This window comes from Tissierella simiarum (assembly GCF_018917865.1).
Lineage (GTDB): Bacteria > Bacillota > Clostridia > Tissierellales > Tissierellaceae > Tissierella_C > Tissierella_C simiarum.
In genome coordinates, this window is sequence record NZ_JAHLPM010000001.1 from 380,352 (window position 1) to 393,354 (window position 13,003).

The 13,003-nt window shown below is 31.5% G+C and carries 14 protein-coding genes; 1 reads left to right on the forward strand and 13 read right to left on the reverse strand.

What is annotated here, in order from left to right; all coding sequences use genetic code 11:
* Positions 1–12: 12 nt before the first annotated feature.
* Complete coding sequence (locus KQI42_RS01915; RefSeq protein WP_216516171.1) at positions 13–1,062, reverse strand: L-threonylcarbamoyladenylate synthase; 1,050 nt, start codon at positions 1,060–1,062, stop codon at positions 13–15.
* Positions 1,063–1,203: 141 nt separating this feature from the next.
* On the opposite strand from KQI42_RS01915, the gene KQI42_RS01920 reads away from it, so the two are divergent.
* On the forward strand, positions 1,204–1,914 hold the full coding sequence (locus KQI42_RS01920) for a ZIP family metal transporter (protein WP_216516173.1): 711 nt from the start codon (positions 1,204–1,206) through the stop codon (positions 1,912–1,914).
* On the opposite strand, the gene prfA is transcribed toward KQI42_RS01920, so the two are convergent.
* The 12 genes from prfA to KQI42_RS01980 all read right to left on the reverse strand — a co-directional run bounded on the left by prfA (position 1,911) and on the right by KQI42_RS01980 (position 12,956).
* Positions 1,911–2,978: a peptide chain release factor 1 gene (prfA, locus tag KQI42_RS01925; protein ID WP_216516175.1), complete on the reverse strand. Its 1,068-nt coding sequence runs from the start codon at positions 2,976–2,978 to the stop codon at positions 1,911–1,913. The two genes, KQI42_RS01920 and prfA, sit on opposite strands and share 4 nt — an antisense overlap.
* A 176-nt stretch (positions 2,979–3,154) precedes the next feature.
* Positions 3,155–3,673: a chromate transporter gene (locus KQI42_RS01930; protein ID WP_216516177.1), complete on the reverse strand. Its 519-nt coding sequence runs from the start codon at positions 3,671–3,673 to the stop codon at positions 3,155–3,157.
* Entirely contained in the window at positions 3,670–4,212 is a 543-nt protein-coding gene (locus tag KQI42_RS01935; protein ID WP_216516179.1) for a chromate transporter, read from the reverse strand. Before KQI42_RS01935 ends, KQI42_RS01930 begins: the two co-directional genes overlap by 4 nt.
* Positions 4,213–4,231: 19 nt before the next feature.
* Complete coding sequence (gene prmC, locus KQI42_RS01940; protein ID WP_216516181.1) at positions 4,232–5,092, reverse strand: peptide chain release factor N(5)-glutamine methyltransferase; 861 nt, start codon at positions 5,090–5,092, stop codon at positions 4,232–4,234.
* Positions 5,083–6,036: a DUF1385 domain-containing protein gene (locus tag KQI42_RS01945; RefSeq protein ID WP_216516183.1), complete on the reverse strand. Its 954-nt coding sequence runs from the start codon at positions 6,034–6,036 to the stop codon at positions 5,083–5,085. The genes prmC and KQI42_RS01945 overlap by 10 nt, the downstream gene beginning before the upstream one ends.
* Positions 6,037–6,182: 146 nt before the next feature.
* Entirely contained in the window at positions 6,183–6,383 is a 201-nt protein-coding gene (rpmE, locus tag KQI42_RS01950) for a 50S ribosomal protein L31 (RefSeq protein ID WP_216516185.1), read from the reverse strand.
* 94 nt (positions 6,384–6,477) lie between these two features.
* Positions 6,478–7,842 carry a transcription termination factor Rho gene (gene rho / locus KQI42_RS01955; protein ID WP_216516186.1) on the reverse strand — a complete coding sequence of 455 codons (1,365 nt, stop codon included), beginning with the start codon at positions 7,840–7,842 and terminating at the stop codon, positions 6,478–6,480.
* A gap of 228 nt (positions 7,843–8,070) precedes the next feature.
* Positions 8,071–9,039, reverse strand: a complete 969-nt coding sequence (gene glpX / locus KQI42_RS01960) for a class II fructose-bisphosphatase (protein WP_216516187.1) — start codon at positions 9,037–9,039, stop codon at positions 8,071–8,073.
* 11 nt (positions 9,040–9,050) lie between these two features.
* Entirely contained in the window at positions 9,051–9,698 is a 648-nt protein-coding gene (gene fsa, locus KQI42_RS01965; protein ID WP_216516188.1) for a fructose-6-phosphate aldolase, read from the reverse strand.
* 13 nt (positions 9,699–9,711) lie between these two features.
* Positions 9,712–10,563: a class II fructose-1,6-bisphosphate aldolase gene (locus KQI42_RS01970; protein WP_216516189.1), complete on the reverse strand. Its 852-nt coding sequence runs from the start codon at positions 10,561–10,563 to the stop codon at positions 9,712–9,714.
* A 59-nt stretch (positions 10,564–10,622) separates the two neighbouring features.
* Positions 10,623–11,282 carry a hypothetical protein gene (locus KQI42_RS01975; protein ID WP_216516190.1) on the reverse strand — a complete coding sequence of 220 codons (660 nt, stop codon included), beginning with the start codon at positions 11,280–11,282 and terminating at the stop codon, positions 10,623–10,625.
* Between the two features lie 141 nt (positions 11,283–11,423).
* Positions 11,424–12,956 carry a PDC sensor domain-containing protein gene (locus KQI42_RS01980; RefSeq protein ID WP_216516191.1) on the reverse strand — a complete coding sequence of 511 codons (1,533 nt, stop codon included), beginning with the start codon at positions 12,954–12,956 and terminating at the stop codon, positions 11,424–11,426.
* Positions 12,957–13,003: the final 47 nt, after the last annotated feature.

Consider the following 13,003-nt stretch of genomic DNA (forward strand, 5'->3'; position numbering starts at 1 on the left):
ATCTTCTCTCCTTTATACCTTCCTTACCTTTCCTCCGGCAGCCTTCATCATTCTGTTCATAATAGCAGTTCCTATATTAGATAAGTCAATTCCTTCTGCCAATATAATATCTACATTTTCTTCATCAAATAGTCTTATAGTATTAAATAAATTATGTGCAATAGTTTCTTTGTTTTCTCTACTACCAACTACTTTGACTATACCACTTTTATAAAAACTTTTAGTTTCTTCTGTAGCCATTATGCCCACTTTTTTTCCTTCATCCTCATATTTATTGGCATATTCATTTATTTTCTCCACAATATTATCTACACATCCACTAAAAAGAAACATTTCAGCCCTAGGTGCATAATGCCTATATTTTTGTCCTGGAGATTTAGGTATAATATTTTCATCTTCTTTTATTATAGTAATATCTTGAGTAATATGAGGGATTACTTCCTTTAAGTCCTCCAAGGTTACTCCTCCGGGTCTTAGTATCATAGGAATATCTCCTGATAAATCTAATACTGTTGATTCAAGACCTACACCAGTACTCCCACCATCAATTATCATATCTATTTTTCCCATTAAATCTTCTATTACATGGGAAGCTAATGTTGGACTGGGTTTTCCCGATAAGTTAGCACTTGGTGCAGCTATAGGCACTCCTGATAATTCAATTAATTCTAATGCTATGAGATGATTTGGCATTCTTATGGCTACAGTATCTAAACCTGCTGTAATTATATCGGGAACAAGCTGACTCTTTTTAAATAATATAGTTAAAGGTCCAGGCCAAAATTTCTCCATACATTTTACCGCTATATTAGGTATGTATTCTACCAATTCTTTTACTTGGTCTATAGAATAGACATGAAGTATTAAAGGATTGTCTTGAGGTCTTCCTTTAGCTAAAAATATTTTTCTTACTGCTTCTTCATCTAATCCATTGGCACCTAAACCATAAACAGTTTCTGTAGGAAAAGCAACTAGTTTACCTTCTTCTATAATATTTGCTGCCTTTAAAATTAAATCTCTTTCTATATTTTCTTTGTTTACCTTTACAATTCTTGTTTCCATAAATCTCCCTCATTTTCTTTGACCTTCTTCCTATATATTATATATTATTAAGTCAAATTTTAAAAAAGAATTTTTGTAAACAAGAGAAAGGTTCTTATTTATTTAAAAAATGAATATTCATAAATTATAAGGGGTGAGAATATGAGACACGTATATATTATTGCTTTTATAGGATTGATGGTTGGTGTATTAGGAACTGGAATAGGTGGAGTTATAAGCCTTTTCATTAAGAAATCTAATAGAGTATTAAGCTTTTTATTAGGTTTAACAGGTGGATTTATGATGTTTATTGTAACCTTTCACTTATTACCAGAATCCTTTTTATTAGGAAATATATTTACAGTACTACTAGGAATAATCTTAGGAATGCTAATAGTTATTACAATAGAAAAGTATATACAAAATATTAGCTGTAGACCTTATTTAAGAACTAGTATAATTTTAGGTTTAAGTATTGGAGTACATAATTTCCCAGAAGGATTAGCTTTAGGTTCTAGTTTTTTAGCTACATCAAATTTTGGAATGGTTTTGGCTTTAGCCATGCTTCTTCATAATATACCTGAAGGCATTTCCATGGCAATACCTTTGAGATTAAATAAGTTTTCTAATAAGGAGGTAGTCCTTTATACTATATTGGCAGGAATTCCTACGGGAGTAGGAGCATTTTTAGGTGCTTATTTAGGTTCTATCTCTAACAATATTATTTCTTTATGTTTAGCTTTGGCTGGAGGAACAATGCTTTATATAATCTGTGATGAAATAATACCAACAGGAAAAACCCTTCACAAAGGAAGGGTCTCTACTTTAGGCGTTATAACAGGATTTATAATAGGTACAATCCTATATCTTTAGCCTACATGTTGTAATTTTTCAGCTTGATCTGTGGTAATTAATCCATCGATCATTTCGTCTATATCTCCATCTAAGAAAGCCTCAAGTTTATATAAGGTCATATTAATTCTATGATCTGTAACTCTACCTTGCGGGAAATTGTAAGTTCTAATTCTTTCAGATCTATCTCCAGTACCTACTTGACCTTTCCTTTCTTGAGCTATTTCTGCTGTTTGTTCTGAAATCATTTTGTCGTAAAGTCTAGTCTTTAAGATTTTCATAGCCTTATCTCTATTCTTAAGCTGACTCTTTTCATCTTGACATGATATTACTATTCCTGTAGGAATATGAGTGATTCTAACAGCAGAATCAGTGGTGTTAACAGATTGACCACCATTACCTGATGAACGGAATACATCTACCCTAATTTCATTGGGATTAATTTCAATATCTATATCTTCTGCTTCAGGAAGTACTGCTACAGTAGAAGTAGAAGTGTGTATTCTACCACTAGATTCTGTAGTTGGAACTCTTTGTACTCTATGAACTCCAGATTCATATTTTAATCTACTATAAGCGCCTTTACCTTTAATCATAAATATTATTTCTTTAAATCCACCAATCCCAATTTCATTGGAACTCATTATTTCTATTTTCCAGCCTTGTCTTTCTGCATACATGGAATACATTCTAAATAGAGTTCCTGCAAATAAAGCTGCCTCGTCACCCCCAGCACCACCTCTTATTTCTACAATTACATTCTTGTGGTCATTAGGGTCTTTAGGTATAAGGAGTATTCTGAGTTCTTCTTCTAATTTTGCTACAGTTTCTTCTAATTCTTTTATTTCTTCTTTCACTAGTTCTTTCATTTCATCATCTAATTTTTCTTTCAGCATCTCCTTATCCTCTGAAAGACTTTCTGTAGCTTTAATATATTCCCTATATTTCATTACTATAGGCTCTATTTCTGCATTTTCCTTCATTAACTTAGTCCATTCATCCATATTGCTAATTACTTCTGGATCAATTATTTTTTCACTTAGCTCTTTATACTTATTCTCAAGAAATGCTAATTTATCTAACATTTTCTCGCCTCCTTTCCAACATTACATATATATTATTAATTTATAATTAGCTTATTTACATATATTATAACATGATTCCATTAAAAAAATCCAATTCACAAAAATGAGGATAGCATATTCAATAAGTCTTGTAAAGAATTATTTTTCCACATTCTAAATTTATTATGATTATAGTCTTAATAAATTATTGTCCCTGTTACCCCAGCAATAATAATAGCCAAAATAGGATGCAATTTTTTAAAAGAAATTAAGTAAAACAATACTGTCCCCAGTATAAAGCCTTTAAAATCTATAAAAGCGTCTTTAGATACAGTTATACTAGCAGATATAATAAGGCCTAACACTACTGGTCTTATTCCTTTAAATGCCCAATCTACATAAGGAGAACTTTTGAATTTTGATAAAAAGTGTGCTATAAAAAGTATTATAACGATGGAGGGCAAAACTACAGCTATCGTAGCTACTATAGAGCCTAAAATTCCTGCTACTTCATGGCCTAAAAAAGTAGCTGAATTTATGGCAATTGGTCCTGGTGTCATTTCTACCACAGCTAGTATATCTATAAATTCTTTTGTCGTCATCCACCCATGAACTTCTATTATCTCTTTTTTTATCAGTGGAAGCATGGCATATCCGCCACCGAAACTAAAAGCTCCAATTTTTAAAAATGATATAAAAAGTTTAAGTAGATTCATATATCTTTCTCCTTATTTTTAAAATATCCAATAGAACCTAAGGCAGCTGCAACAATTATGATTATTGGGCTTATATCAAATACCACTATAGCCAACACAGTAAATAAAGCTCCTATCACTTTAAAAATATTAAGTTCCATATTCTTTCCTAGTTTATATACTGCTGAAAATATTAAAGCAGCTACTGCTGGTCTTATTCCTAAAAATATTTTTTCTACCACAGCATTTTGTCTATATTCCCAGAAATATTTAGCAATCAACAGTATAATTGTAAAAGAAGGAAGAACAGTTCCCAAAGTACAAAATATAGCTCCTTTAAAACCTGCCATCTTATATCCAACATAAGTACTTGTATTAATAGCTACAGGTCCTGGTGTTACTTCTGCTATAGCTAATATGTCTATAAATTCTTCCGCTGTAAGCCATTCATTTCTTTCTACCACTTCCCTTTGAATTAAAGGAAGCATGGCATATCCCCCACCAAAAGTAAATGCACCTATTTTAAAAAATGTTATAAATAGTTTAAACAATATTTCCATTAAAGCACATCTCCTTTTATCATTTAATACCAAAAATAGCTCTATCCAATCCCTGTAAATCTTTTAATATAGAAACTCTTTGAAATCCTTCTTTAGTTAAAATGTCTCTAACAGCTTTTCCTTGATCATACCCTATTTCATATATTAAAAGCCCGCCTTTTATTAGATAGGTTTTACTCTTAGGAGTAATCCTTCTATAAAAGTCTAGTCCATCTTCTCCTCCATCTAAGGCTAGCCTAGGTTCAAAGTCTTTTACTTCATCCTGAAGCTTATCTATTTCTTCTCTCGGTATATAAGGAGGATTAGATACAATTATATGAAACTTTTCTTCTAAACTTAACCCTTTTATAGCTTTAAAGAGATCTCCTTTATAAAAGTTTACGTTATTAAGATTAAATTTTTCCTTATTAATATTTGCTACCTTTAAAGGAATATCACCTATATCTATTCCATAGACTTCTGCATTTCTACAATAATAAGCTAAACTTAAGGAAATTGCACCGCTGCCAATTCCTAAATCCAATATATTTATTTTCTTTTTTCCATATTCTTCTTTAATATATTCTATAATATATTCTACTAAGATTTCCGTATCTGGTCTAGGGACTAGAACTCCTTCTTCTATGTAAAAGTCTAGTCCCATGAACTCTCTTTCTTTCAATATATATTGAACTGGATAGCCTGATGCTCTTTTATTCATAAGTTTTAAATATTTATCCTCAACTTCTTGTGAAACTTCATCCTTACCATGGGTATAAATATAAGTTTTATCCACATTTAAAAGATTGGATAAAATCAAGATAGCTTCTAATACAGGATTTCCAAATTCTCTATCTTTAATTAAATCTACACCTTTCTCTAAAAGCTTATTTATTTCCATAAATCTTCATCCTTATTTTCTGTAAGAACTGCTTCCAAGGCCTTTATTGCTACTTCTATTTGTTCTCCATCTGGTTCCTTAGTTGTAGCCATTTTTTGAATCATAAGTCCTGGATAAGACAGGATATATGCCAGCTTAGAATTGCTTTTACCTATAAGTCTGTTCACTTCATAAGATATACCTGCTATTACAGGAAACATAAGAATTCTAACTAAAAACCTCTGTAAAGGATTTGGCCATCCAAAAAATGATAGAACCAATATACTTATTATCATAACCATGAATAAAAAGCTGGTACCACATCTTGGATGAAGTATAGGGTATTTTTTTACGTTTTCTACTGTTAATTTTTCTTGATTTTCATAGCAATGAATAGTTTTATGCTCTGCTCCATGATACTGGAATACTCTCTCAATATCATCTAGCTTAGATACTCCTACAATATAAATTAAAAATATGATTATCCTAACTAAACCTTCTAAAAGGTTTAAACCCAAGGAACTTTCTATTCTATTTTTAAAGAAGTTGGTTAAAAAGGTAGGTAATAACATGAATAGTCCTATGGCTAAGGCAAAGGATGTTAGTAAGGTTAGGAACATTTGTACATTTTCTGCTTTATCTTTAAATACTTTTTCTGTTACAGATTCCTTTTTAGATTCAACCTCTTCTTCTTCAAAAAATTCTGCTGAATACATTAGGGATCTTGTACCAATTATCATAGCTTCTACTAATCCCACTACTCCTCTTATAAATGGAAGTCTAAAAAATTTATACTTCATTCCTAAAGTATTCAATTCTTCTCTTTTTAATTCTATTTCCTTATCAGGCTTTCTTACAGCTATGGCCACATGTTTTGGACCACGCATCATTACTCCTTCAATTAAAGCCTGACCTCCAATATTGGTTATATGCTTTGGAGCTCTATTTAACTCTTTTATCTTCATAAGATCCTCCCATTTTTTTATTTCCATTAAAACAATAAATAGGATTCATATTAATGGAAATCTAAGGATTTCCCCCCTTCTATTTTATTTTCTTAAAAAATAAAGGTTAGATGCTTTGGCAACTAACCTATCTTTTTTTGAAGAAATTAATCCATACCGTATTTCTTCTTGAATTTTTCAACACGTCCACCACGTTCAACAAATTTTTGACGTCCTGTAAAGAATGGATGGCATTCTGAGCAAATTTCAACTCTTAGTTCATCTTTTGTTGAGCCAGTTTTAAATGTATTTCCACACGCACAGTATACTGTAGCTTCTTGATAATTTGGATGAATATCCTTCTTCATAACTTTCACCTCTCTTTAGTTGCTAAGTATATAGTAATAAAATATTTACATATTTCAACCACTAAATTATAGCACAAATTATTTTCCTTTTCAACTAAAACCAGATTTTATTTCTCATCTCTTCTATAAATTGATCATTGTTCTTAGTCTGCACTAGATTCTCTATTAAAGTTTCTGTTACATCTTGAGTGGATGCGTTACTCAAGGCTTTTCTAATAGCCCAGATAGTTTCTAATTCTTTTTGAGTAAGCAGCAATTCTTCTCTTCTAGTTCCCGATCTATTTATATCTATAGCAGGGAATATCCTCTTCTCAGATAGCTTTCTATCTAAATGAATTTCCATATTACCTGTACCCTTAAACTCTTCAAATATTACATCATCCATACGACTACCTGTTTCTACCAAAGCTGTAGCAAGAATAGTTAGACTACCGCCTTCTTCCAACTTTCTAGCTGCTCCAAAAAATCTTTTTGGTTTATGTAATGCTCCTGGATCCAATCCTCCAGAAAGAGTTCTTCCAGTTGCTGGAATAGTCAAGTTGTAGGCTCTAGCTAAACGAGTAATACTGTCAAGAAGAATTACTACGTCCTTTCCATGTTCCACCAATCTTTTTGCTCTTTCAAGAACTATTTCTGCCACTTTTGTATGATGTTTTGGTAGTTCATCAAAAGTAGAGTATACAACATCTCCTTTAACAGATCTTTTCATATCGGTTACTTCTTCTGGTCTTTCATCAATTAAAAGAACTATAATTTCTACCTCTGGATGATTTTTAGCAATAGAATTAGCTACCATCTTTAATAAACTTGTTTTACCTGCCTTTGGTGGAGACACAATCATTCCTCTCTGTCCTTTACCAATAGGTGCAATTAAATCAATCATCCTAGTGGAAAGCTCACTAGATGTAGTTTCAAGTGCTAATCTTTCTTTTGGATAAATGGGGGTTAGACTATCGAAGTCAGGTCTTCTAATACAGGTTTCTGGATGTAATCCATTAACGTTTTTTACATAAAGAAGGGCTTTATATTTTTCCCCAGCTTTTGGGGGTCTCGTTATACCAAAGATTTTATCTCCTGTTTTTAACCTAAAACGCCTAATTTGAGAAGGAGAAACATAAATATCTTCATCACCAGATAAATAGTTTTCACATCTTAAAAATCCATAACCATCAGTGTGGACTTCAAGGATTCCTTCAGCACCATTAATATCATTCATCTGTTCCAATTCTTCAGATACCTTTTCCGGTAATTCTTCCATATCAATTTCTTTAATATCAATCTTCATTTCCTCTTCGTCATCTACTTCTTTTTCTGTTTTTTCTTCTTTTGAAGCATAATTTTGCAATATCATATCAATCAGTTCATCTTTCTTGTATTTATAAGGACTAGATATACCTTGAGCCTTGGCTAATTCCCTTAGCTCTCCAATCTTTTTACCCTCTAATTCTTGTTGGGTCAAAACAAAAACACCTCCGTTTGGCTTATGCCAATTGTTAATTATTTATTATTTATTAATTATTGATTTTGAATAAAAAAGATTAAAACATGGATGGAATAAATTCATTTTTGATGAGGATTAAACTTTTCACTTTGCTCAAATTTAAACACGATAATATTACTTGTAAGCAAAGTGAAAAGTTTTAGTTTTGTAGTTTTAATTTAAAATTAAGAATTTGCACAGCATACTCTATTTAGCATATTCAGGCTTCTTATCAAGTCTATGAATAGCTTCAATGAATCTAATAGTTCCCGTTTCCGCTCTCATAACTAATGAATGAGTAGAAGCTTTATTGTATTCTAAGTATTTTACACCTTGTAAAAGCTCACCATAGGATACTCCTGTAGCAGCAAAAATTATTTCATTACCTTTTACTAAGTCTTCCATAGTTAAAACTTTATTCAAGTCTGCTCCCATGTTTAAACATCTTTCCTTTTGTTCTTCTGTAGCTGGACAAAGAACACCTTGAAATTCACCTTCCATACATTTAAGAGCTGCTGCTGCAATAACTCCTTCTGGTGCTCCCCCTATACCCATTAGTATATCAACACCAGTGTAATCAAAGCAAGTAGATATAGCAGCTAGAACATCACCATCACTGAACATTTTAATTCGTGCTCCTACTTTACGAACTTCTTCTACTAACTTATCATGTCTTGGCCTATCTAATATATTAACCGTTATTTCAGAAACATCTTTATCTAAAGCCTTAGCTACATTTCTGATATTTTCCTCTACAGAAGCATTAATATCTACAAATCCTCTAGCTTTAGGTCCAACGGCTATCTTCTTCATATAAGTATCTGGAGCATGAAGCAAGCATCCTCTAGGAGCTATAGCTACAACAGATATAGCATTAGGTAATCCTTTAGCTACAGAAATAGTACCGTCTAATGGATCTACAGCAATATCTACTTTTAAACTTTCTCCAGTAGCTTTACCTATTTCTTCTCCAATATAAAGCATTGGTGCTTCATCTAACTCTCCTTCTCCAATAACTACAATTCCATCTATATTTATAGTATCAAACATACGTCTCATAGCATCAACGGCTGCTTGATCTGCTGCATTTTTATCGCCTCTACCTAAATATTTTGCACTGGCTAAAGCTGCAGCCTCCGTAACCCTAGCTAAATTTAAAGCTAAATTTCTATCCATAGCACCACTCCCTATTTAGATTGTAATACATTCCAATCCTTTAAAAATTTATCTATACCACTATCTGTTAATGGATGACTCAACATTTGAATAAATACCTTATAAGGAATTGTCGCTATATGAGCTCCTGCTTTTGCAGCATCTAGAGCATGGATTGGATGTCTTATGCTGGCAGCTATTATTTCTGTATCTATATTATGCACATTAAATACTTGAATAATATCCTCAATAATACGCATCCCTTCATTGCTAATATCATCTAATCTACCAACGAACGGGCTTACATAACTGGCTCCTGCTCTTGCAGCAAGTAAAGCTTGATTTGGTGAAAAAACCAAAGTAACATTAGTCTTTATGCCTTCTTTAGAAAGAACACTAACAGCTTTTAATCCTTCCTTAGTCATAGGAATTTTAATAACTATGTTGGGATGGATTTTAACTAGTTCCCTAGCTTCCTTCAGCATACCATCTTTATCTAAAGAAATAACTTCTGCACTAATGGGTCCATCAACAATACTGGTTATTTCTTCTACAACTTCTTTAAAGTCTCTGCCTTCCTTAGCTATTAAACTAGGATTAGTAGTTACACCACAGATAACTCCCCATTCATTAATTTCTTTTATTTCATCGATATTAGCCGTATCTATAAATAGTTTCATTTAGAACCCTCCTTTAAGCTCTCCCTACAGAACCAAAGATATGAAGTTTTTCCTTAATTACTTCCTTCATAGCTTCCTTTGCTGGCCCTAATATCTTTCTTGGATCAATGCTTTCTGGGTTATTTGTTATGAATTCTTTAACGGCTTCTGCAAATGCCATTCTGATATCTGTATCTATATTTATCTTATTGATTCCTAAAGATACAGCTTTCTTAATACTTTCTTCTGGAACTCCACTAGAACCGTGTAGTACAAGTGGAATGTTTAATAGTTCTTTAATAGTTTTTATTCTATCAAAGTCAAGCTTTGGTTCTCCTGTATACACTCCATGAGCAGTTCCAACAGCTATAGCTAAGTAATCTACATCAGTTTCTTTAACAAACCTTAAAGCTTCTTGTGGATCTGTAAAAGTAGCATCCTTTTCATCTACTGTAATATGATCTTCTGTTCCACCAATTTTACCTAATTCAGCTTCTACTGAAACTCCAACAGCATGGGCTACTTCTATTACTTTTTTAGTATATGCAATATTTTCTTCTAGTGGAAATCTAGAACCATCTATCATAACAGAAGTAAATCCATGTCTTATACATAACATTACTTGATCAAAATCTGTACCATGATCTAAGTGAATAGCTACAGGTACCTTTGCTTTTCTAGCAGCAACTTTACCTAGATTTGAAATATACTCTATACCAGCATATTTAATGCCACCTTGACTCGCTTGAAGGATAACAGGAGAATTAGTCTCTTCTGCAGCTTCTATTATAGCTTGTACTATTTCCATATTGTTTACGTTGAATGCTCCAACTGCATATCCATTTTTATGAGCATCCTGTAGTAATTCTCTACCAGTAACTAACATATTATACCTCCTATTTCTATTAATATATACTATTATATCATTATTACACATTTTTAACTCTATTTCTTTTTAAAATCTCTCATTTTTTCTCCCATAGAATCTATACAGGAAATATTTTGCTCTCTTAATACGATTTTATCTTTATTTATAAGGACATTTAAATCCTCTTCAGTTTCTGCATATATAATCTTTACACTATTACATTGTTCACATTTAAGTTCTATTCTATCAAAGAAAAGCTTTATTTCAATTTTAGAAGAACCACATTCACAACTAACTAGTCCATTTCTCTCCATTTGACCCAATCTATGTAAAGAGGTGGCTATAATCTTAAAATCAGTAAAGTAATTCATTATATTTTTTTCTCTAAATATCTTTTCAACAGATACAGACTCTTCCAATAATAATCTATTTTCGGCTTTTCTATTTCCAATAAAACATATATCATCACCATAATAGCAATTATATATTTTATCATTTGTAAATAAATCCATCATATGAAATTTGTATAGATGTTCATCTCCACATGTAAAACAGGTTAGCTTAAAATATCCAGTTCTATCAGGTTTAGTATCAATAGTCACTACCTTGTTACCACAGCTACATTGGAACTCTGTATGGCAATTAGACATGATCTCAAATATATTAAAGTCATACTCTTCTAATTTTCCACAATGATTACATCTAATAATAAGAGTTTTCCACCCATTAATTAACATAAGGTCTCCCTCCTTATTAGAGTAATTCTTCATTCAATATAAAATTCCTTCTAAATGTCGAAATTTTTATCGAGTAATTAACTCCCTGTTTTGGATTTTATTACCATAACAAAAGGTCTTTAACATTTATAAATACAACGCTTAGCTCTTAAAGTTATCTATATATTCATTTAGCTCTTGCCCTAATTCTGCAAGGCAATCACTGGCTGATGAAATCTGCTCCATTAATAATGTTTGCTTTTCTGTCAAAGATGTAACATTTTTTATTTGACCCGCTTCAAATATTTTTATATGCTTCGTATTATTTGATTCTTTTATTAAATCCTCAATCTCTATTCCAATTAATTTTAGCTGACTTAATACTTGATTATCTTCTATTGTCTCATTACCTATTAATTCATTGATTCTACCAGAAATCCCTTCAATAGAATCAATGAGTTTGGTGATTTTCTTTAGCTGACTATCACTTATTTCTGCTACGCTTGCTGATGTTTCAGCTACATTATCTGCATCAACACTGGATTTATGAGAAGAAGAAGCTAATTCGCCAGAGAAAGTAGATATTTTATCAGAAATAATCCTTAAATTGGCTAGAAATTCCCTCAAACTTTCTACAATAAGCTGAAAGGATCTAAACATTCTTCCTATTTCATCTTTTCTTTTTAAATTTCTCTCATCTATATCTTGTCTAATATCTAGCTCAGCCATTTGCTCTATGTAATAAGTAGCCATCTTTATAGGCTTTGAAAAGGAATTTCCTAAAATAAAGGTTAATGCTACAGATATAAAGGTCAATACAATTGCTAAAACAATAGAGCTATTGACAATTTCTTTTAAAGGCTCCAGTACTTCTTTTACAGGAACAGAAAAACCTACATTCCATCCCATAAATTCTAAACCAGTATATAGAAAGTACTTTTCTACGCCATCATAATCCAGTACAGTTTCTATTTCTTTTAAATTAGCTGCTCCAGTATTAATGTCTACAACTTTATAAGCATCATAGACATTTACTAATCCTTTTTCTTTAGAATAAAGATATTCTTTTTTAGGATGAGCCAAAATACTTCCGTTATTATCAATTAAAAATCCATAACTTTCTTCTGAAGGTTTGGCTTCGTTAATAATATTTACAATATGGTCAATTGAGATGTCAGAACACAATACCCCTATGGTGGTCCCATTTATCCTTATAGCTTTGGAAACAGTAACAATAACATTTCCATAGTTTGAATCTACATAAGGAGATGAAACTACAACCTCATTGCTTTCATCAGCTTTCCTATACCATTCCTTTTCTATACAATTATAATCACTTTTGGGAATCCATAGCCCATTACCAGTAACAAATATATTATCAGAAAAGGCAATATAGTACTCGTTTATATCAGGATTAGTCTTATTTTTATAATTGAAATAAGCAATCAATCTTTCTTTGTCAAAATCATTATTATAAATTATTTCATTATAAATCTCATTTAATATTTTTCCTTGAACAGCAAACCATCCGTCTATTTCACTAGCATATTTTCTTGAAGTTTCTTCAAGTTTTCCTAGAGTTTGTTCCTTAATATTTGTAGATAGTATTTTATAGCTAATAATAGTTGCTGAGAGAATACTGAAAATACATATAAGACAGCTTACAATAATGATTTTACTTCTGATGCTTTTCATGTCTACCTCCTAATATAGCCTACAATAGTAAGAAATAAAAGTAATAA